This window comes from Bradyrhizobium sp. MI1.3, from assembly GCF_055811695.1.
The window spans coordinates 1-20,064 of sequence record NZ_JBVVPQ010000013.1 but is presented as its reverse complement, the minus strand read 5'-3'; the positions used below and the strand labels follow the sequence as shown (position 1 = coordinate 20,064).

Annotated in this window: 19 protein-coding genes; 1 reads left to right on the top strand and 18 read right to left on the bottom strand. The window is 63.6% G+C overall.

Annotation, left to right across the window (positions count from 1 at the left end; all coding sequences use genetic code 11):
• From nuoN to AC0L3A_RS11920, 18 genes are all read right to left on the bottom strand, one after another.
• Entirely contained in the window at nucleotides 1–1,437 is a 1,437-nt protein-coding gene (gene nuoN / locus AC0L3A_RS12005; RefSeq protein WP_007603562.1) for an NADH-quinone oxidoreductase subunit NuoN, read from the bottom strand.
• Between the two features lie 22 nt (nucleotides 1,438–1,459).
• The gene (locus AC0L3A_RS12000) at nucleotides 1,460–2,968 is read right to left on the bottom strand and encodes an NADH-quinone oxidoreductase subunit M (protein ID WP_007603561.1); all 1,509 of its coding nucleotides are present in this window, start codon (nucleotides 2,966–2,968) and stop codon (nucleotides 1,460–1,462) included.
• A complete protein-coding gene (nuoL, locus tag AC0L3A_RS11995; protein ID WP_473254401.1) occupies nucleotides 2,969–5,068 on the bottom strand; it encodes an NADH-quinone oxidoreductase subunit L in 2,100 nt (699 codons plus the stop codon).
• Between the two features lie 61 nt (nucleotides 5,069–5,129).
• Nucleotides 5,130–5,438: an NADH-quinone oxidoreductase subunit NuoK gene (gene nuoK / locus AC0L3A_RS11990; protein ID WP_473254400.1), complete on the bottom strand. Its 309-nt coding sequence runs from the start codon at nucleotides 5,436–5,438 to the stop codon at nucleotides 5,130–5,132.
• Entirely contained in the window at nucleotides 5,435–6,073 is a 639-nt protein-coding gene (locus tag AC0L3A_RS11985; protein ID WP_007603557.1) for an NADH-quinone oxidoreductase subunit J, read from the bottom strand. Before AC0L3A_RS11985 ends, nuoK begins: the two co-directional genes overlap by 4 nt.
• A gap of 9 nt (nucleotides 6,074–6,082) precedes the next feature.
• Nucleotides 6,083–6,571: an NADH-quinone oxidoreductase subunit NuoI gene (nuoI, locus tag AC0L3A_RS11980; protein ID WP_026232873.1), complete on the bottom strand. Its 489-nt coding sequence runs from the start codon at nucleotides 6,569–6,571 to the stop codon at nucleotides 6,083–6,085.
• Nucleotides 6,572–6,585: 14 nt separating this feature from the next.
• Nucleotides 6,586–7,653, bottom strand: coding sequence for an NADH-quinone oxidoreductase subunit NuoH (nuoH, locus tag AC0L3A_RS11975; protein ID WP_007603555.1), 1,068 nt, complete (start codon nucleotides 7,651–7,653; stop codon nucleotides 6,586–6,588).
• Nucleotides 7,654–7,657: 4 nt separating this feature from the next.
• Nucleotides 7,658–9,733: an NADH-quinone oxidoreductase subunit NuoG gene (nuoG, locus tag AC0L3A_RS11970; protein ID WP_473254399.1), complete on the bottom strand. Its 2,076-nt coding sequence runs from the start codon at nucleotides 9,731–9,733 to the stop codon at nucleotides 7,658–7,660.
• A 5-nt stretch (nucleotides 9,734–9,738) separates the two neighbouring features.
• Nucleotides 9,739–11,064 carry an NADH-quinone oxidoreductase subunit NuoF gene (nuoF, locus tag AC0L3A_RS11965; protein ID WP_354164105.1) on the bottom strand — a complete coding sequence of 442 codons (1,326 nt, stop codon included), beginning with the start codon at nucleotides 11,062–11,064 and terminating at the stop codon, nucleotides 9,739–9,741.
• 15 nt (nucleotides 11,065–11,079) lie between these two features.
• Entirely contained in the window at nucleotides 11,080–11,286 is a 207-nt protein-coding gene (locus AC0L3A_RS11960; protein ID WP_473254398.1) for a hypothetical protein, read from the bottom strand.
• Nucleotides 11,286–11,897: an NADH-quinone oxidoreductase subunit NuoE gene (gene nuoE, locus AC0L3A_RS11955; protein WP_018455089.1), complete on the bottom strand. Its 612-nt coding sequence runs from the start codon at nucleotides 11,895–11,897 to the stop codon at nucleotides 11,286–11,288. Before nuoE ends, AC0L3A_RS11960 begins: the two co-directional genes overlap by 1 nt.
• Before the next feature lie 12 nt (nucleotides 11,898–11,909).
• Nucleotides 11,910–12,872 (bottom strand): FkbM family methyltransferase, encoded by a 963-nt coding sequence (locus AC0L3A_RS11950; protein ID WP_007603550.1) that lies wholly within the window; start codon nucleotides 12,870–12,872, stop codon nucleotides 11,910–11,912.
• A complete protein-coding gene (locus tag AC0L3A_RS11945; RefSeq protein ID WP_007603549.1) occupies nucleotides 12,872–14,068 on the bottom strand; it encodes an NADH-quinone oxidoreductase subunit D in 1,197 nt (398 codons plus the stop codon). Before AC0L3A_RS11945 ends, AC0L3A_RS11950 begins: the two co-directional genes overlap by 1 nt.
• Nucleotides 14,069–14,070: 2 nt before the next feature.
• On the bottom strand, nucleotides 14,071–14,685 hold the full coding sequence (locus AC0L3A_RS11940) for an NADH-quinone oxidoreductase subunit C (protein ID WP_007603539.1): 615 nt from the start codon (nucleotides 14,683–14,685) through the stop codon (nucleotides 14,071–14,073).
• Between the two features lie 11 nt (nucleotides 14,686–14,696).
• On the bottom strand, nucleotides 14,697–15,284 hold the full coding sequence (locus AC0L3A_RS11935) for a NuoB/complex I 20 kDa subunit family protein (RefSeq protein WP_007603537.1): 588 nt from the start codon (nucleotides 15,282–15,284) through the stop codon (nucleotides 14,697–14,699).
• Nucleotides 15,275–15,640 (bottom strand): NADH-quinone oxidoreductase subunit A, encoded by a 366-nt coding sequence (locus AC0L3A_RS11930; protein WP_007603535.1) that lies wholly within the window; start codon nucleotides 15,638–15,640, stop codon nucleotides 15,275–15,277. The genes AC0L3A_RS11935 and AC0L3A_RS11930 overlap by 10 nt, the downstream gene beginning before the upstream one ends.
• A 576-nt stretch (nucleotides 15,641–16,216) precedes the next feature.
• On the bottom strand, nucleotides 16,217–18,463 hold the full coding sequence (locus AC0L3A_RS11925; RefSeq protein ID WP_473254459.1) for a TonB-dependent siderophore receptor: 2,247 nt from the start codon (nucleotides 18,461–18,463) through the stop codon (nucleotides 16,217–16,219).
• Between the two features lie 223 nt (nucleotides 18,464–18,686).
• Nucleotides 18,687–19,202 (bottom strand): MarR family winged helix-turn-helix transcriptional regulator, encoded by a 516-nt coding sequence (locus AC0L3A_RS11920; protein ID WP_007603531.1) that lies wholly within the window; start codon nucleotides 19,200–19,202, stop codon nucleotides 18,687–18,689.
• 181 nt (nucleotides 19,203–19,383) lie between these two features.
• On the opposite strand from AC0L3A_RS11920, the gene AC0L3A_RS11915 reads away from it, so the two are divergent.
• Nucleotides 19,384–20,064 (top strand): Rieske 2Fe-2S domain-containing protein (locus AC0L3A_RS11915; protein ID WP_473254397.1); only part of this gene is annotated, 681 nt, incomplete at its 3' end.

The following is a 20,064-nucleotide window of genomic DNA, read 5'->3' as shown; positions in this document are numbered from 1 at the left end:
CTAGAACAGCGACTTGGCCGCCGCGGAGGCGACGCTCACCACCGGGCCCGCGAACAGGGCGAAGAGGATGTTGAACAGACCCGCAACCGCCAGCACCGTCTTGACTTCGACGCGCACCGGATCGACCTGCCCGGCCGGCTCGTCGAAATACATCGTCTTGACGATGCTGAGATAGTAGTAGGCGCCGACCACGCTGGTCAGCACGCCGATAACGGCGAGCGTGAACAAATTCGCCTTGATGGCGGCGACGAAGACGTACCATTTGGCGAAGAAGCCGGCCAGCGGCGGGATGCCGGCGAGCGAGAACAGCAGCATCGCGAACATGAAGGCGAGCAGCGGATTGGTCCGCGAGAGACCCGCGAAATCGCTGATCTGCTCGACCGGCTGGCCGTTGCGCTTCATCGCCAGGATGATGGCGAAGGAGCCCAGCGTCATCGCGACATAGATCACGATGTACATCAGCACGCCCTGCGCGCCCTCGACCGTGCCTGCGGCGAGGCCGACCAGGGCAAAGCCCATATGGCCGATCGAGGAATAGGCCATCAGGCGCTTGATGTTGCTCTGCCCGATCGCGGCGAACGAACCCAGCGCCATCGAGGCGATCGACACGAACACCAGGATCTGCTGCCACTGCGAGACGATCCCCGGGAATGCGGTCAGCGTGACGCGCGTGAAGACCGCGAGCGCGGCCACTTTCGGGGCCGAGGCGAAGAAGGCGGTGACCGGGGTCGGTGCGCCCTCGTAGACGTCGGGCGTCCACATGTGGAACGGCACGGCCGAGACCTTGAAGCAAAGGCCGGCGAGCAGGAAGACCAGGCCGAACACCAGGCCGACATTCGAGATCGTCGCGGCCGCCGCGATGCCGGTGAAGGCGACGGTGCCGGTGAATCCGTAAATCAGCGAGGAGCCGTAGAGCAGCATGCCCGACGAAAGCGCGCCGAGCACGAAATACTTCAGGCCGGCTTCGGTCGACTTGGCGTTGTCACGGTTCGAGGCCGCCACAACGTAGAGCGCCAGCGACATCAATTCGAGGCCGAGATAGAGCGAGATCAGATCGCCGGCCGAGATCAGCACCATCATGCCGAGCGTCGAGAGCAGCACCAGGATCGCGTATTCGAAGATGCGGCGCGACGGATCCGACAGGAACTCGGTCGACAGCACCAGCGTCACGGCCGAGCCGATCAGAGCCAGGATTTTCATGAAGCGGGCAAAATCATCGACGATGAAGCTGCCGCCGAAGGTCACGTGCTTGCCCGCGGGCAGCATGTATTCGAGCACGCCGACCACGATCAGGAGCAGCACCGCAAGCGTCGTGACCGTCTTGGTGGTCTCCTGCCCGCGATAGGCGCCGAGCATCAGGAGTGCCATGGCTCCGACCGCGAGCACGAGCTCGGGCAGCACCGGCGCCAGTTGATAACCTGCAGTCTCAAAGCTCATGGCGATATCCTGACCTGCCCGCTCACTGGAGCAGTGCGGCGGCCTTCACGGCCGTCACAGCGGTGTTGTAATTGTTGACGAGTTGCTGGACCGAGGCCGCCGACATGTCGAGCACCGGCTTCGGATAGATGCCGAACAGGATCGTCAGCGCGATCAGCGGGAACAGCGTCAGGCCCTCCCGGAAGGTGAGATCCTTCATGCTCATCAGCGACGGCTTGACCAGCGCCCCGAACACGACCTTGCGGTAGAGCCACAGCGCGTAGCAGGCCGACAGGATCACGCCGAAGGTGGCGAAGAACGCGGTCGGGATCGAGACCTTGAAGGTGCCGAGCAGCGTCATGAATTCGCCGACGAAGCCGGAGGTGCCGGGCAGACCGACATTGGCCATGGTGAAGACCATGAAGGTCAGCGCGTAGAGCGGCATCCGGTTGACGAGGCCGCCATAGGCCGCGATGTCGCGGGTGTGCATGCGGTCGTAGACGATGCCGACGCAGAGGAACAGCGCGCCGGAGACGATGCCGTGCGAGATCATCTGGAACACGCCGCCGGCGACGCCCTGCATGGTACCGGCAAAGATACCCATGGTGACGAAGCCCATATGCGCCACCGAGGAGTACGCGATCAGCTTCTTCATGTCCTCCTGCATCAGCGCCACCAGCGAGGTGTAGATGATGGCGATGGTCGAGAGCGTGAACATCAGCGGCGCGAAGTCGTGCGAGGCCAGCGGGAACATCGGCAGCGAGAAACGCAGGAAGCCGTAGCCGCCCATCTTCAGCATGATCGCCGCCAGGACCACCGAGCCTGCGGTCGGCGCCTCGACGTGGGCGTCGGGGAGCCAGGTGTGCACCGGCCACATCGGCATCTTCACCGCGAACGAGGCGAAGAAAGCAAGCCACGCCCAGGTCTGCAGCGAGCGCGGCACGGCGGTGTGCATCAGGGTCGGGATATCGGTGGTGCCGCCGTTCCAGTACAGCGCCATGATGGCGAGCAGCATCAGGACCGAGCCGAGCAGCGTGTAGAGGAAGAACTTGAAGGACGCATAGACCCGGCGCGGACCGCCCCAGACGCCGATGATCAGGAACATCGGGATCAGGCCGCCTTCGAAGAACAGGTAGAACAGCACGAGATCGAGCGCCGAGAAGGTGCCGACCATCAGCGTTTCCAGGATCAGGAACGCCATCATGTATTCGCGGACGCGGTTGGTGATCGCCTTCCAGCTCGCGATGATGCAGAACGGCATGATGGCGGTGGTCAGGATCACCAGCGGCAGCGAAATGCCGTCCACGCCCATGTGGTAGGTGATGCCGGTGGCGAGCCAGTTCGCCTTCTCGACGAACTGAAAGTCGGCGCTCGACGCGTCGAAGCGCATGACCAGGATCACCGACACGGCGAAGGTGATCAGTGTGGTCCACAGCGCGATCCAGCGCGAGTTGCGCCGCGCCGCCTCGTCATCGCCGCGGCTGAGATAGACGATCAGCGCGCCGACCAGCGGCAGGAACGTCGTGACAGATAGAATTGGCCAGGTCGTCATTTACTGGCCTCCAAAGCCGAACATGAACCAGGTGATCAGGCCGGCGGCACCGATCAGCATGGCGAACGCGTAATGGTAGAGATAGCCGGTCTGGATCTTCACGACGTTGCGGGTGACGTCCAGCACGCGGGCCGAGACACCATCGGGGCCGAGGCCGTCGATGATGAAGCCGTCGCCCTTCTTCCAGAGCTGGTAGCCGATCCACTTCGCCGGACGGACGAAGATGATGTCGTAGAGCTCGTCGAAGTACCATTTGTTGAGCAGGAACTTGTACAGCATCGGCTGCGTGTTCGCGAGCTCGACCGGCAGATAAGGCCGGCGGATGTAGAACAGGTACGACACCAGGAAGCCCAGCACCATCATCACCGTCGGCAGGAAGGCGATGGTCTCGGGGATGTGGTGCATCTCCTCGATGATGTGCGGGTTCATCTTCACGGATTCGCGGAAGAACTCCTCGATGCCGTGACCGGCGAACAGCTCCTTGAACGGGAAGCCGGCCAGGATGGAGCCGACCGCGAGCACACCGATCGGAATCAGCATCCAGATCGGCGCTTCATGCGCAGCCTCGTAGTGATGCTCGTCATGCGGCTCGCCGTGGAAGGTCTTGAAGATCAGGCGCCACGAGTAGAACGAGGTCAGGCCGGCCGCGATGACCGTCATCAGGAAGCCGTACATCGCGAATGGATTATGCGAGGCGTAGGCAGACTCGATGATCGCGTCCTTGGAGAAATAGCCGGCGGTCAGCGGGAAGCCGGTGAGCGCGAGTGTGCCGACCACCATCACCGCGTAAGTGTAGGGGATCTTGCGCCACAGGCCGCCCATGTTGCGGATGTCCTGCTCGTGGTGCATCGCGTAAATCACCGAGCCGGAGCCCAAGAACAACAGCGCCTTGAAGAAGGCGTGCGTGAACAAATGGAACATGCCGACCGAATAGGCCCCTGCTCCCATCGCCACGAACATGTAACCGAGCTGCGAACAGGTCGAGTAAGCGACGATGCGCTTGATGTCGTTCTGGACGAGGCCGATGGTCGCCGCGAAGAACGCCGTGGTGGCGCCGAAGAACATCACGACGGCCTGCGCGTTCGGCGCGAGCTCGAATAGCGGCGACAGGCGCGCCACCATGAAGACGCCGGCGGTGACCATGGTCGCGGCGTGGATCAGCGCCGACACCGGGGTCGGGCCTTCCATCGCGTCCGGCAACCAGGTGTGCAGCAGGAACTGCGCCGATTTGCCCATCGCGCCCATGAACAGCAGCAGGCAGGTCAGGGTCAGTGCGTCGGCATGCCAGCCGAGGAAGTCGATGGTCTTGCCGGTCAGGCCGGGCGCAGCATGGAAGATGGTCTCGAAATCGGTCGAGCCGGCCAGCAGGAAGATCGCGAAAATGCCGAGCGCAAAACCAAAGTCGCCGACGCGGTTGACCACGAAGGCCTTGATGGCGGCAGCGTTCGCCGACGGCTTCTGGTACCAGAAACCGATCAAGAGGTAGCTCGCCAGACCCACGCCTTCCCAGCCGAAGAACAGCTGCACGAGATTGTCCGCGGTCACCAGCATCAGCATGGCGAAGGTGAACAGCGAGAGATAGCCGAAGAAGCGCGGCCGGTTCGGGTCCTCGTCCATGTAGCCGATGGAATAGAGGTGCACGAGCGAGGACACGGTGGTCACCACCACCAGCATCACGGCGGTGAGCGTGTCGACCCGCAGCGTCCAGTAGACCTGGAGATCGCCGGAGAGGATCCACGGCAGCAGCGGAATGCGCATGTCATGGTGCATGAAGCCGACATCGACCAGCGTCATCCAGGACAGCGCCGCCGACACGAACAGCAATGCCGTGGTGATCAGCTCGGCGCCGCGCGAGCCCGCCGCGGGCGGCTGGGAGACGTGGTGGTCATCGTGGCCGTCGCCGGGCTCGTGATGTGTCTCGTGGATGACCGACGCATCCTCATTGATCGTGTCGGACGCATGGGCGTGTGCGCCATGGCCGTGATCATCGTGATGCTCGACCGTGTCGCCCGAGGGGTTGCGGGCATGCGCGCCGAAAAGCGCGATCAAGCCGGCCAGAATGGCGCCCAGCAGAGGCAGGAAGACGATTGCCTGGACCATGATTTAATCTTTCCGCATGATCTGGTCGGAAAACCGGTATCCACTTTTCCGGATCATGCGATCAGCCCTTCATCAGATTGACGTCCTCAACCGCGATCGAGCCGCGGTTGCGGAAATAGACCACCAGGATGGCGAGACCGATCGCGGCTTCAGCGGCCGCGACGGTGAGCACCAGGAGCGCGAACACCTGCCCGACGATGTCGCCGAGGAAGGTCGAGAACGCCACGAGGTTGACGTTGACCGCGAGCAGGATCAGCTCGATCGACATCAGGATGACGATGATGTTCTTGCGATTCAGGAAGATGCCGAGGATCCCGAGCGTGAACAGGATCGCGCCGACCGCAAGATAGTGTCCGAGCCCGATCATCATTTCACCCACTCCGCCGCGTCAGAATCCTGGAGCCCCTGCCCCGGCGTCACCTTGCGTATCGCCATCGCTATTTCGGGCGTGCGCGCGTTCTGAACGTTGATGTCCTGCCGCTTGACGCTCGCCTTGTGCCGCAGCGTCAGCACGATGGCGCCGATCATCGCGACCAGCAGCACCATGCCCGAAAGCTGGAAGTAGTGGATGTACTTGGTATAGAGCACCAGGCCCAGCGCCTCGGTATTGGAGACGTTGGTCGGGATCGCCGCCGTGATCGTCTTGGCGACGCCGGGGTTGATGACCCAGAAGCCGACCGTGAGCAGCAGCTCGAACAGGAAGATGCCGCCGATCACGAGGCCGACCGGCAGGTATTCGATGAAGCCCTCGCGCAGCTCGAGGAAGTCGACGTCGAGCATCATGATCACGAACAGGAACAGCACCGCGACCGCGCCGACATAGACGACGATCAGGATCATCGCGAGGAATTCGGCGCCCATCAACACGAACAGGCCGGAGGCGTTGACGAAGGCCAGGATCAGGTACAGCACGGAGTGCACGGGATTGCGCGAGACAATCACCATCACCGCCGAGGCGACGCAGACGCCGGCGAACAGATAGAAGAACAGCGCGGGAAGGATCATGCTCTCATCTCACCGGTACGGCGCGTCGAGTTCGATCGCTTTCGCGATCTCGCGTTCCCAGCGGTCGCCATTGGCGAGCAGCTTGGCCTTGTCATAGAACAGTTCCTCGCGGGTCTCGGTCGCGAACTCGAAGTTCGGACCTTCGACGATGGCATCGACCGGACAGGCTTCCTGGCAGAGGCCGCAATAGATGCACTTCACCATGTCGATGTCGTAGCGCACGGTCCGGCGGGTGCCGTCGTTGCGGCGCGGACCGGCCTCGATGGTGATGGCCTGGGCCGGGCAAACCGCTTCGCACAGCTTGCAGGCGATGCAGCGCTCTTCACCGTTCGGATAGCGCCGCAACGCATGCTCGCCGCGGAAGCGTGGCGAGATCGGCCCCTTCTCGAAGGGATAGTTCAGCGTCGGCTTCGGCTGGAAGAAATAGCGCATGGCGAGGAAGAACGCCGAGACGAATTCCGACAGCAGAAGCGAGCGTGCAGTGGCGTTGATGTTGATACCCATGACGGCCCTCACTTCGGCGCGATGCCGGCAAAGTGCAGCACACCTGCCACCACGATCACCATCGCCAGCGACAGCGGCAGGAAGACTTTCCAGCCGAGACGCATCAGTTGATCGTAGCGGTAGCGCGGCACGATCGCCTTGGCCATCGCGAACAGGAAGAACATGAAGAACAGCTTTAGCGAGAACCAGATGATGCCCGGCACCCAGTTGAAGGGCGGCAGGTCCACCGGCGGCAGCCAGCCTCCGAGGAACAGGATCGTCGCCATCGCACACATCGTGGCAATCGCGACATACTCGCCGAGCATGAATAGAAGATACGGCGTCGAGCCGTACTCGACCATGAAGCCGGCGACGAGCTCGGATTCCGCTTCGACGAGGTCGAACGGCGGACGGTTGGTTTCAGCCAGCGCCGAGACGTAGAAGATCACGAACATCGGGAACAGCGGCCAGACGTACCAGTTCAGGATGGTGAGCTGCGGCAGCCCGATCAGGCTGGCGAGGCCGCGGACATGCTGCGCCTCGACCACGGCCGAGAGGTTCAGCGTGCCGGCGCAGAGCAGCACCGTGATGATGACGAAGCCGATCGAGACCTCGTAGGAGACCATCTGCGCCGCCGAGCGCAGCGCCGCGAGGAACGGATATTTCGAGTTCGACGACCAGCCGGCCATGATGATGCCGTAGATCGACAGCGACGAGATCGCGAAGATGAAGAGAACGCCGACATTGATGTCGGAGATCACCCAGCCGAGATTGGTCGGGATCACCGCCCAGGCCGCGAGCGCGAGCACGCATGAGACCAAGGGGGCAAGGAGAAACACGCCCTTGTTGGCGCCGGACGGGATGATCGGCTCCTTCAGCACGAACTTCAGGAGGTCGGCGAAGGATTGCAGCAGGCCCCAGGGACCGACCACGTTCGGGCCGCGGCGGATCTGCACCGCCGCCCAAATCTTGCGGTCGGCGAGCAGGATGTAGGCGATCGCCACCAGCAGGACGACCAGCACCAGGACGCTCTCCGCGATCATGATGATCAGCGGCCAGAGAAACCCGGTCCAGAATGCGCTTTCGAAGAATTCCATCGGCTCACTCCGCTGCGGTCAGCATCTGCCCGGAGGCAAGCCGCGAACACTCCGCCATCACGGCGGACGCACGCGCGATTGGGTTGGTCAAATAGAAGTCCTCGACAAGCGGCTTGAACGGAGCCTTCTCCGTTGTGCCGCCCTTCCCCGCGAGCTTCTTGATCTGATCGGCCGAGCCGGCCTCGATCTGATCGAGACGGATCAGATGCGGCACGGCCTTGAAGATCGCCTGGCGCAGGGCCGAAAGCGAGTCATAGCCAAGCTTCTTGCCGAGCGCCTCCGACAGCGCGCGGACAATCGCCCAGTCCTCGCGAGCCTCGCCCGGCGGGAATGCGGCCCGTCCGGTCATCTGCACGCGGCCTTCGGTGTTGACGTAGATCGCCGACTTCTCGGTATAGGCGGCTGCCGGCAGGATCACGTCGGCGCGATGGGCGCCGCGGTCGCCGTGGGTGCCGATATAGACGACGAAGGTGCCGTCCGACGGCTTGATCTCGTCGGCGCCGAGCAGGAACAGCAGATCGAGCGTCCCGAACGTCGTCATCTGCGCCGCGTTCAGCCCGCCCTGACCGGCGACAAAGCCGATGTCGAGCGCACCGACGCGCGAGGCACTCTCATGCAGCACGCCAAAGCCGATCCAGCCGTCCTTGAGCGCGCCGACGTCGAGCGCGAGCTTGGCGGCGGCTGCGAGAATGGCGGCGCCGTCGTGGCGCGAGGCGGCGCCGGCACCAACCAGGATGATCGGGTTCTTGGCGTTCTTCAGCACGTCCATGAAGGAGTGCTTGCCGGCCGCGAGTTCACCGAGCGTGTCGGTGCCTGCGCCGAGATGGTCATAATCGTAGGTCAGGTCGGTCTTGGCGCCGATCACGCCGACCTTGAAACCGCCGGCGCGCCAGCGCTTGCGAATGCGGGCGTTGAACACGGCCGCCTCTTTCCGCGGATTGGCGCCGATGATGAGCAGCGCATCGGCCTGCTCGACGCCGGCGAGCGTCGGATTGAAGATGTAGGAGCCGCGGCCGAGCGCGGGGTCGAAGGCATCGCCGCCCTGCACCGCCAGATTGGCCGAGCCGTAGCTGGCCAGCAAATCCTTCAGCGCGAACATCTCTTCGACGCCGGCGAGATCGCCCGCGATCGCGCCGATCCGCTTGCCGTCGGTGCGGGCCGCCTTCGCGGCGATCGCGGCAAAGGCCTCGGGCCAGCTCGCCGCGCGCAGCTTGCCGGCTTCGCGAATATAGGGCCGGTCGAGGCGCTGCGTGCGCAGGCCGTCGACGACGTGGCGGGTCTTGTCCGAGATCCACTCCTCGTTCACGGCCTCGTTGATGCGCGGCAGGATACGCATCACTTCGCGGCCGCGGGTGTCGACGCGGATCGCAGAGCCCACGCCGTCCATCACGTCGATCGACTGGGTCTTGCCGAGCTCCCACGGGCGCGCGGCGAAGGCATAAGGCTTCGAGGTCAGCGCGCCGACCGGGCAGATGTCGACGAGATTGCCCTGGAGCTCAGACGTCAGCGCGTGCTCGAGATAGGTCGTGATCTCCATGTCCTCGCCGCGGCCGGTCGCGCCAATTTCGGGGGCGCCGGCCACTTCCGCCGAGAAGCGGACGCAGCGGGTGCACTGGATGCAGCGGTTCATCGAGGTCTTGACCAGCGCGCCGAGATATTTGTCCTCGACGGCGCGCTTGTTCTCGGCGAAGCGGCTGGTGTCGACACCATAGCCCATCGCCTGGTCCTGCAGGTCGCACTCGCCGCCCTGGTCGCAGATCGGGCAATCCAGCGGATGGTTGATGAGAAGGAATTCCATCACGCCTTCGCGCGCCTTCTTCACCATCGGCGAACGGGTGGAGATTTCCGGCGCCTCGCCCTTGGGACCCGGACGGCAATCGCGCACGCCCCAGGCGCAGCTCGCGACCGGCTTCGGACCGCCCTTCACCTCGACGAGGCACATCCGGCAATTGCCGGCGATCGACAGCCGCTCGTGATAGCAGAAGCGCGGAATCTCGGCGCCGGCCGCCTCGCACGCCTGAAGCAGCGTGTATTCGGCGGGGACATCGATCTCTTTGCCGTCGATGATGAGCTTGGTCATTGTCTCTACTCCGCCGCGACCATGTTCACGGGATCGCGGACGCCGGCATCGTCGATGTCGGCCTTGTGCGAATATTGGTCGATGCGCGCTTCGATCTCATGACGGAAATGCGCGATCAGGCCCTGGATCGGCCAAGCCGCCGCGTCGCCGAGCGCGCAGATGGTGTGGCCTTCGACCTGTTTGGTGACTTCCAGCAGCATGTCGATTTCGCGCTTGTGGGCGCGACCGTCGGCCATGCGGGTCAAGACGCGCCACATCCAGCCGGTGCCCTCGCGGCACGGCGTGCACTGGCCGCAGCTCTCGTGCTTGTAGAAATAGGAGATGCGGGCGATGGCGCGGATCAAGTCGGTCGACTTGTCCATCACGATCACGGCCGCGGTGCCGAGACCGGAGCGCAGCTTGCTCAAGCTGTCGAAATCCATCGGCGTGTCGATGATCTGCTCGGCCGGCACCATGCGCACGGAGGAGCCGCCCGGGATCACGGCCTTGAGGTTGTCCCAGCCGCCGCGGATGCCGCCGCAATGCTTCTCGATCAACTCACGGAACGGAATGCCCATGGCCTCTTCGACGTTGCAGGGCCGCTCGACATGACCGGAGATGCAGAACAGCTTGGTGCCGACATTGTTGGGACGGCCGATGCCGGCGAACCACGCCGCGCCACGACGCAGAATGTCCGGCGCAACCGCGATGGACTCGACATTGTTGACGGTGGTCGGGCAGCCGTACAGGCCGACATTCGCCGGGAACGGCGGCTTCAGCCGCGGCTGGCCCTTCTTGCCTTCGAGGCTCTCGAGCAGCGCGGTTTCCTCGCCGCAGATGTAGGCGCCGGCGCCGTGGGCGACATAGATGTCGAACGGCCAGCCGTTGATATTGTCCTTGCCGACCAGCTTGGCCTCATAGGCCTGGTCGATCGCCGCCTGGAGATGCTCGCGCTCGCGGATGAACTCGCCGCGGACATAGATGTAGCAGGCATGCGCGTTCATCGCGCAGCTCGCGATCAGGCAGCCCTCGATCAGGAGATGCGGATCGTGCCGCATGATCTCGCGATCCTTGCAGGTGCCGGGCTCGGATTCGTCGGCGTTGACGACGAGATAGCTCGGCCGGCCGTCGGTCGATTCCTTCGGCATGAACGACCATTTCAGGCCGGTCGGGAAGCCGGCGCCACCGCGGCCGCGCAGCCCCGACGCCTTCATCTCGTTGATGATCCAGTCACGGCCCTTGTCGATGATGTTCTTCGTGCCATCCCAGGCGCCGCGGCGCCGCGCGCCCTCGAGGCCCCAATCGTGGAGGCCGTAGAGGTTCTTGAAGATGCGGTCCTTGTCCTCGAGCATGTCAGTGCTTTCCGATCAACGGTTGGCTTGCTTGTAGGCAAGCCCGGCGGCGCAGACGGCGAAGGTCAGCGCCCAGAGCAGACTGGATTCCAGCGACGCGTTCAGGGCGAAGCGCTGAAGCAGGAAAATGAATGTAGCCGCCACGGCGGAATGCATTGCGACGAAGCCCCACTTCTTCACAACACTGCTCCCTTCAACTGGCGGCGAGGCGAGATCACGCATCAGGTGATCTCCTTCAGCGTGGTCGGCCCACCGGTCGGCGCCGAGAACTGGCGGCCGTTCTGCGGACCGGGCTTGGGCGGGTTGCCCGAGGCAAAACCGTCGAGCACCTTGCCGAAGCTTTCCTTGGTCAGATCCTCATAGGTGTCCTTGCCGATCAGCACCATCGGCGCGTTCACGCAGGCACCGAGGCACTCCACCTCCTCCCAGCTGAAATTGCCGTCCTTGGAGAGATGGAAGGGCTCGTGATGGATGCGGTGCTCGCAGACGTGGATCAGATCCTCGGCGCCGCGCAGGCGGCACGGCGTCGTGCCGCAGACCTGGACGTGGGCTTTCTTGCCGACCGGGGCCAGCTGGAACATCGTGTAGAAGGTCGCGACCTCGAGCACACGGATATAGGGCATGTCGAGCATGTCGGCGATGACGCGGATCGCGGCCTCCGAGACCCAACCGTCGTGCTGCTCCTGCGCCCGCCAGAGGATGGCGATCACGGCCGAAGCCTGGCGCCCGGCCGGATATTTCGCGATCTGCTGCTTGGCGAACGCGAGGTTCTCCTCCGTGAACGCAAAGCTCGCGGGCTGGACTTCCTTCGGTGCTAATCGGCGAACGGACATCTCTTCAATCTCTCATTGCATGCGGCGCGCGGTTTTCGCATTCAGGGCATTGATCCTGTCCTGCCAGAATGCGCTTGCGGTGCCGAAGACATTGTAGCCGACGTGGGTCGAGACCTTGATGCGGTCGAGGATCGACAGCTCGGTCACCGTTTCCATACGTCGGGTGCTGGGATCGTAGACGATCAGCTTCAGCGGGGTGTGTTCGAGGATGTAGCGCGAGACTGCGTGCGAGCGGTCGCTGCCGTGCTCCTCGCACATGACGACGCTGTCGGCCTGGAGCAGCCGGGCGCCGCCCTTGATCGCCTCGATCTCGACGCCCTCGACGTCGAGCTTGATCAGGTACTTGCCGGTGCTAGCGACCTTGCCGTCGTCGATCAGATTGTCGAGCGCGATGACCGGCACGTCCTCGCCGACCGCCGACGCATCGCCGGCAATGCTGAAGGCCTCGTGCTTGGTGCCTGACAGACGCGCGGTGCCACGGGCCGCGCCGATCGCGCATTTCATGGTCTCGAAGCGGCTGCCGTTGATGCGGGCGTTGTTGGCGAGCTTCGGATAGTTCTGCCCGGACGGCTCGATCGCGATCGCCTTGTGCGAACCGAACGGCTTGCTCGACACCAGCACCGACCAATAGCCGTAATTCGCGCCGCAATCGAGCAGCGTGTAGTCGACGTCGATGGAATCGGCGAACAACAGCTCCAGCTCGTCCTCATAATTGTAGGAGCGGTTCAGCAGCTTGCTCCAATAGCCGTCGCCGTAGGGAAATTCGAACACGGCGTCGGGGTTGAGCTTGATCGCGATGTTGCGCTCGGGCAGCGTCTTCCGCAGCAGATTGGCGCAGGCGATGTAGCCCATATGCGAGAAGTGCGACGAGATCTTCGATCCCGTCACCAGCGCCAAGGCAGCCGTCCGCTCCCACAGGTTGGCCCCTTCAAGGGCCCCCGAGGCGCGGTCAAACTGGATCGGCGCCTGCGCCATCACCGATCGACCTCTCCGAACACGATGTCGAGCGAGCCGAGGATCGCCGAGACGTCGGCGAGCAGATGACCGCGGCAGATGTGGTCCATGGCCTGCAGATGCGCAAAGCCCGGCGCGCGGATCTTGCACTTGTAGGGCTTGTTGGTGCCGTCCGAGATCAGAAAGACGCCGAACTCGCCCTTGGGCGCCTCGACCGCGGCATAGACCTCGCCGGCCGGCACGTGGACGCCTTCGGTGTAGAGCTTGAAGTGGTGGATCAGCGCTTCCATCGAGCGCTTCATCTCGCCACGGCGCGGCGGTGCGACCTTGTTGTCCTCGACGACGACGGGGCCCTTCCCGTCGGCTGCGTTCAGCTTCTGGATGCACTGCTTCATGATGCGCACGGACTGGCGCATCTCTTCCATGCGGATCAGATAGCGGTCGTAGCAGTCGCCGTTCTTGCCGATCGGGATGTCGAAATCCATCTCGGCGTAGCATTCATAGGGCTGCGACTTGCGCAGATCCCAGGCCGCGCCCGAACCGCGCACCATCACGCCGGAGAAGCCCCACTCCCAGGCTTCCTTCAGCGAGACGACGCCGATGTCGACGTTGCGCTGCTTGAAGATGCGGTTGGCGGTGAGCAGCCGGTCGAGATCTTCGACCACTTTCAGGAACGGATCACACCAGGCGTCGATGTCGTCGACCAGCTTCTGCGGCAGGTCCTGATGCACGCCGCCGACGCGGAAATAGGCTGCGTGCATGCGGCTGCCGGAGGCGCGCTCGTAGAACACCATCAGCTTTTCGCGCTCTTCGAAGCCCCACAGCGGCGGGGTCAGCGCGCCGACGTCCATCGCCTGCGTGGTGACGTTGAGCAAATGCGACAGGATGCGGCCGATCTCGCAATAGAGCACGCGGATCAGCTGCGCGCGGCGCGGCACCTCGATGCCGAGCAGCTTTTCCGCAGCCATGCAGAAGGCGTGCTCCTGGTTCATCGGCGCGACGTAGTCGAGGCGGTCGAAATAAGGGATCGCCTGCAGATAGGTCTTCTGCTCGATCAGCTTTTCGGTGCCGCGGTGAAGCAGGCCGATATGCGGGTCGACGCGGGCGACGACCTCACCATCCAATTCAAGCACAAGACGAAGAACACCGTGCGCAGCTGGATGCTGCGGTCCGAAGTTGATCGTAAAGTTGCGAAGCTGTTCGGGTTGCTCGTTCATGATCAGACCTTCGGCCCCGCTTTTTCATCGCCCGGAAGGACCGGATAGTCGGCGCCCTCCCACGGGGACAAAAAGTCGAACTTGCGGAATTCCTGGTTGAGCCTGACCGGCTCGTACACCACCCGCTTCTCCTGGTCGTCATAGCGGACCTCGAGGAAGCCGGTGGTCGGGAAATCCTTGCGCAGCGGATGACCCTCGAAGCCGTAATCGGTCAGGAGGCGGCGCATGTCGGGATGACCGACGAAGATCACGCCGTAGAGGTCGTAGGCCTCGCGCTCGAACCAGTCGGCGCCGGGAAACACCTCGATCAGCGACGGCACCTGCGTGGTCTCGTCGGCCTGGGCCTTGAGCCGGACCCGCGCGTTCAGGGTCGGTGACAGGAAGTGATAGATCACGTCGAAGCGCTTCTCGCGCGAGGGATAGTCCGCCGCCGTGATGTCGGTGAAATTGATGAAGCGGCAGTTCGGGTCGTCGCGGAGGTACTTGACCACCTCGACGATCTTGCTGACCTCGACATCGACCGTGAGCTGGTTGAAGGCCACCGAATGACCGATGGCGGCGCCCGGAAGCGCGCTAACGATCGTCTGCCCCAGGGCGTCGAGCTTGGCGTCGTCCATGACGTAAAACCTTAGCGTTCGATGGTGCCGGTGCGGCGGATCTTCTTCTGCAGCAGCAGCACGCCGTAGAGCAGCGCTTCCGCCGTGGGCGGGCAGCCCGGCACGTAGATGTCGATCGGCACGATACGATCGCAACCGCGCACGACCGAGTAGGAATAGTGATAGTAGCCGCCGCCGTTGGCGCAGGAGCCCATCGAGATGACGTAACGCGGCTCGGGCATCTGGTCGTAGACCTTGCGCAGCGCCGGCGCCATCTTGTTGGTCAGGGTCCCCGCGACGATCATCACGTCCGACTGACGCGGCGAGGCGCGCGGCGCGAAGCCGAAGCGCTCGACGTCGTAGCGCGGCATCGACACCTGCATCATCTCGACCGCGCAGCAGGCGAGACCGAAGGTCATCCACATCAGCGAGCCGGTACGCGCCCAGGTGATGAGGTCGTCGGTCGCGGCCACGAAGAAGCCCTTGTCGGACAGTTCCGAATTGACCTCGAGGAAGAACGGATCATTGGCCCCGACCGGCTTGCCGGTCGACGGGTCAAGGATGCCCTTGGGGGCCGGCGCGAGAACCGGACCGGCGGACGACACAGGGTTCAATCCCATTCCAGTGCGCCTTTCTTCCATTCATAGGCGAACCCGACCGTCAGCACGCCAAGGAACACCACCATGGACCAGAAGCCGGTCGCGCCAAGCTTGCCGAACGCCACAGCCCAGGGAAACAGGAACGCCACCTCGAGGTCGAAGATGATGAAGAGGATGGCGACGAGATAGAAGCGGACGTCGAACTTCATGCGGGCGTCGTCGAAGGCGTTGAAACCGCACTCATACGCCGACAGCTTTTCCGGGTCAGGCTGCTGGAACGCCACGATGAACGGCGCGATCAGCAGCACCAGGCCAATGAGGCCCGCTACCCCTATGAAGACGACGAGTGGAAGATAGTTCTGCAGAATGCCGCTCATTGACGAGCCCTTTTTCCCGCAGCCTCGGGACAGCCACGGATTCGTCCAGTTTGGAATTGTTCTGAGCCTTAGCGCAGTGCACCAATGGGCGCAAGACACGCTCTTTTTAGGCCCTTTGTCGCCCTCAGAACGGTGGAAATCCCGGAATCACCCCGCGGCTGGTATGGAGCAGATCGACCGCCCCAGCAAGGGCGCCCCGATCAGTCCACACGCGCTGGGCCGTGACGTCCGTGGTTGGGAAGGCTCACTCTATCTAGGCCGCGACGCTGCAAAGTCCAGATTACAACGAGGCCAAGCGCGCCCATTATCGGGCGAGCGACCCGGGAGCCATGCATCACGATCGGACCCGGGCTCGTCTGGCGAATGCGTCGGGCAGGAGGCGCCCGCTTCGCCGCAGCGAAAAATGGGTGGCGAGCGCGGCGGCAACGTGGCTGGGTCGTCGCGCGCCGCGCTCGCATGAGCTTCGGGCCGGGGGGCATGGCCCGCGAGCTCATCGATCTCGTGGTGGAAGCCGGGTGACGAGCCGGTCAGGCTCTCACGATCGCCTTTCGCCTTTCCCCACCATTTGGCCTGTCCTCACCATTTGTAGGAAACGCTGGCGGTGACGCGCCGGCGGTCGCCGTAGAAGCAGGAGGACGCCGCCGCGCAGCTGGCGACGTAGATCTTGTCGGTCAAATTGACCACGTTCAGCGCGGTGCGCCAGTTCTGCCATTCATAGTGGAGCGCGAGATCGCCCAGCACGACCGCGGGAACCTCAAGGGTATTGGCCGCATCCGCCCACGACGAACCGATATAGCGGACGCCGCCGCCGAAGCCGAACCCCGCCAGCGGCCCGTCCTTGAAGGTGTAGTCCGCCCAGCCGGACACCAGGAGCTCAGGCGTGTTGGTCGGAGTCTTGCCGACCAGCGCCGGGTCCAGATCCCTGCTGTTGAACAAATGGTAGGCCGTGAACGAGCCGATCAGCTTGAGCTCACGCGTGGCGTTCGCCACCGCTTCGAGCTCGATGCCGCGCGAGGTCACCTCGCCGGTCTGGTTCTGCAAGGTCGTGACGACAGGGTCGGTCGTTGCCACATGCTGACGTTTCAAGTCGAACACCGAAGCGGTGAAATAGCCGTCAAATCCCCTCGGCGCGACCTTCACGCCGATTTCCGCCTGCTGGCCGGTCTCCGGCAGGAACAGCTGGTTTTGCGCGTTGAGGCCGATGATGGGATTGTAGCTCGTGGCGTACGACACATAGGGCGCGATGCCGTTGTCGAAATTGTAGATCAGCCCGGCGCGCCCACTGAACCTGCTGTCGTCGCGGCTGGCGAGCGTGGCGCCGGTATCACGGGCAGCCTGCGTCGTCTCGACCCAATCGTTGCGGCCGCTCAGCACCAGCGTGAAGTTGCCGAGCTTCATCTGGTCCTGAAGATAGGTACCGGCCTGCTTCTGCGTGATCTGGAAGTTGCGGAACGGCGCGCCCGTCAACGGAATGTCAAATCCATAGGCGGGATTGAAGACGTTAATCGAAGGAACGGTGCCGAAGTTGAAAGCCTGATAGTCGTCGATCTGGTAGCCCTTCAAATCGACCCCGAACAGCATGGTGTGCCGCACCGCGCCGGTGTTGAAGCGGTACTCCAGCTGGTTGTCGAGATTGGCCTGGTTGGCGGTGTTCTTCGCGTACCAATTGTAGCGACCGAGACTGGCCGTGTTGATGTCAGCCCAATTGTTGCCGACGTAGCCGCGATAGGTCACGTCGACGTGCGCAAAGCGCGCATTCTGCCGGAATGTCAGATCATCGGTGAGATTGCGCTCGACCTGATAGCCCAGCATCTCCTGCTCGCGCGTGAACTTGTCGACGCTGGGATCGCCGGCGAAAAAGCTGGTCGGGATTTTGCCGAACCGAGCGTTGGTCACCGTGCCCTCATAGGGCAGGAAGTTGATGCCACGGGTTTCCTGCCGGGAAGCTGAAGCCAGCACCGTGAACGTCGTGTCGGCGTCCGGCTTCCAGGTCACCGAGGGCGCGATGAAGTAGTTGTCATCCGGCGTGAAATTGACCTGCGTGGGGCCGTTCTGGACCTGGCCAACGACGCGGTAGAACAGCTTGCCGTTCTCAGGGCTCGTCGCGACCGGACCGCCGACATCGAAGCCGACATAGGCATTGCCGAAATTGTTGACGCCGGTCTCGATGAAACGGACGGGCTCCGCGGGCGGCATCTTGCTGATGACGTTGACGATGCCGCTCGGGCTCGATCCGCCATAGAGCACGGCCGACGGACCGCGCAGCACCTCGACGCGCTCCATGTTGGGCGTCTGAAGCTTCCAGCTCGCATAGGACGTGTAGAACAGCTGCATGCCGTCGAGGAACAGTCCGACATCGTCGGACTTGAAGCCGCGGATCAGCCACCAGTCGTTGCGCGTGTCCGCGCCGAAGGTCCCGGCGCGGACGCCGGCGGTATAGCGCAGGACCTCGTCGAGCTTGTTCGCCTTCTGGTCGCGGATCTGCTCCGCGCCAATCACCGACACCGCCTGCGGCGTCTCCATGATCGGCGTGTTGGTCTTGGTGCCGGACGAGCTGCGGCCGGCGACGTAGCCGTGCACCGGCCCGCGTGGCGTCTCGACGAAACCGACATTGCGCGGCGGCGGCCTGCTCCGGCTGGCGGTCAGCTCGGATGATCGCGGCGCGCTACGCTGGACGGAGGCGGGCCGGCGGCGCGCTTCCGGCGCGCTGACGGTCACCGACGGAATGTTCTGCGCGCCACTCTGCGCAGGAGATTGTGCAAGCGAAGCCTGCGGCAGCAAAACCCAAGCGGATGCGGTCGCCAACACGGCCGACCGCAGCATTCCAAGACTGTTCACGCGCAACCCCAAAACTGCGTGTTTTGATTGCACATGCTGTCGGCCCATGACGGCATGCGCTTGCGGTGACGCTTAGGGGAGCGCGCGCGAATTCCCTAATTGAAAGCCTCTTAGAAGGAGTCTTAGAAAAGGTCTTGGAAACGGTCTTGGAAAGGGTCTTGGAAAGGGTCTTGGAAGCGATCCAACATGTTCCGGGATCGCCGAAACGTCAGCGCGAAATCTTCTCGCTCTCGAGCATCTCGGCGGCGATCGCCGTCAGCTGATCGACCTGCTGCAGCAAGGTCGCGAACTCGGCTTCGCTCAGATGTTCGCGCAAACGCCGATTGCGCTCCTGCGCACCGGCGACGATCGCATCATGTGCCGCAAGGCCCGTTGCGGTCAGCGAGACCAGCACCTCGCGGCTGTCTTTCGGGTTGGCCGATTTCGCGATCAGCTTGCGCGACACGAGTTCCGCAAGCGCGCGGCTGATCTGCCCCTTGTCCTGGCCGACGGCTTCCGCAAGCCGCGCCACGCTCATCGGCGGCCGACGGCCGAGCGAGGCGACGAGGCCGAACTCGACGGAGGACAATCCGGCGAGGCGCTTGTAGCGCAGGATCGCACCGCGCTTGAGCAGATTGGCCAGCACCATCAGCCGTGACGACAGCATGACAGTGATCGGCGCCGGCGACTGACTTTCGTCCGCATCGGACGATGTGCGCCCGGCCCTGCTTGATGTCTGGCTCATGATCCACCTCTGCCAAGAAAGCCGCGGCGTGCCAAGTCTTGGTAGCGCGACCTCCCCAGCCTGATCCGAATGCGACTAAGAGGCATTTGGAAATCGTTGACATTGTCATCTATCTAATCTTCACTTGGCACAAGGCATCAAAAATGGCCCGGCCGGTACGGCCAACTGCGGGAGGACCGGTATGAGCATCACCCAGCGGGATCGCGATCTCGGCACGGCCTATGCGATGAAGCCGGCGCACACCCGCACCGAGCTCACCTCGGTCGTGCGCGGCACGCCGATGGGCGAACTGCTCCGCCGCTACTGGCATCCGGTCGGGCTCATCAGCGACGCCACCGACACGCCGAAGAAGGTTCGCGCGCTCGGCGAGGATCTGGTGCTGTTCCGCGACAAGCACGGCCGCGCCGGTTTGCTGCACGCTCGCTGCTGCCACCGCGGCACCACGCTCTATTATGGCAAGGTCGAGGAGGACGGCATCCGCTGCTGCTATCACGGCTGGAAGTTCGACACCGAGGGTCATTGCCTGGAGCAGCCCTGCGAGCCCGACGGCGGCCAGTTCAAGGACAAGGTGCGCCAGCCCTGGTATCCGGTCGAGGAACGCTACGGACTGATCTTCGCCTATATGGGCCCGGCCGAGAAACGTCCGGTGCTACCGGCCTATGAATGCCTGGAGACCATGGACGACGGCGAGTTCGTCGAGGCCGACGATTCCTCGATCGGCGGCGGCGGTCCCGCGATCATCCCCTGCAACTGGCTCCAGCATTTCGAGAATGTGGTCGATCCCTACCACGTGCCGGTGCTGCACGGCTCGTTCTCGGGTCCGCAATTCACCAACATGATGGCATCGATGCCGGAGGTGACG

Excerpts from the sequence above, each read along its gene's own strand:
- nuoN (WP_007603562.1), bottom strand. The coding sequence starts at position 1,437 with ATGAGCTTTGAGACTGCAGGTTATCAACTGGCGCCGGTGCTGCCCGAG.
- AC0L3A_RS12000 (WP_007603561.1), bottom strand. The coding sequence starts at position 2,968 with ATGACGACCTGGCCAATTCTATCTGTCACGACGTTCCTGCCGCTGGTC.
- nuoL (WP_473254401.1), bottom strand. The coding sequence starts at position 5,068 with ATGGTCCAGGCAATCGTCTTCCTGCCTCTGCTGGGCGCCATTCTGGCC.
- nuoK (WP_473254400.1), bottom strand. The coding sequence starts at position 5,438 with ATGATGATCGGGCTCGGACACTATCTTGCGGTCGGCGCGATCCTGTTC.
- AC0L3A_RS11985 (WP_007603557.1), bottom strand. The coding sequence starts at position 6,073 with ATGATCCTTCCCGCGCTGTTCTTCTATCTGTTCGCCGGCGTCTGCGTC.
- nuoH (WP_007603555.1), bottom strand. The coding sequence starts at position 7,653 with ATGGAATTCTTCGAAAGCGCATTCTGGACCGGGTTTCTCTGGCCGCTG.
- nuoG (WP_473254399.1), bottom strand. The coding sequence starts at position 9,733 with ATGACCAAGCTCATCATCGACGGCAAAGAGATCGATGTCCCCGCCGAA.
- nuoF (WP_354164105.1), bottom strand. The coding sequence starts at position 11,064 with ATGCTCGAGGACAAGGACCGCATCTTCAAGAACCTCTACGGCCTCCAC.
- AC0L3A_RS11960 (WP_473254398.1), bottom strand. The coding sequence starts at position 11,286 with ATGCGTGATCTCGCCTCGCCGCCAGTTGAAGGGAGCAGTGTTGTGAAG.
- nuoE (WP_018455089.1), bottom strand. The coding sequence starts at position 11,897 with ATGTCCGTTCGCCGATTAGCACCGAAGGAAGTCCAGCCCGCGAGCTTT.
- AC0L3A_RS11950 (WP_007603550.1), bottom strand. The coding sequence starts at position 12,872 with ATGGCGCAGGCGCCGATCCAGTTTGACCGCGCCTCGGGGGCCCTTGAA.
- AC0L3A_RS11945 (WP_007603549.1), bottom strand. The coding sequence starts at position 14,068 with ATGAACGAGCAACCCGAACAGCTTCGCAACTTTACGATCAACTTCGGA.
- AC0L3A_RS11940 (WP_007603539.1), bottom strand. The coding sequence starts at position 14,685 with ATGGACGACGCCAAGCTCGACGCCCTGGGGCAGACGATCGTTAGCGCG.
- AC0L3A_RS11935 (WP_007603537.1), bottom strand. The coding sequence starts at position 15,284 with ATGGGATTGAACCCTGTGTCGTCCGCCGGTCCGGTTCTCGCGCCGGCC.
- AC0L3A_RS11930 (WP_007603535.1), bottom strand. The coding sequence starts at position 15,640 with ATGAGCGGCATTCTGCAGAACTATCTTCCACTCGTCGTCTTCATAGGG.
- AC0L3A_RS11925 (WP_473254459.1), bottom strand. The coding sequence starts at position 18,463 with ATGCTGCGGTCGGCCGTGTTGGCGACCGCATCCGCTTGGGTTTTGCTG.
- AC0L3A_RS11920 (WP_007603531.1), bottom strand. The coding sequence starts at position 19,202 with ATGAGCCAGACATCAAGCAGGGCCGGGCGCACATCGTCCGATGCGGAC.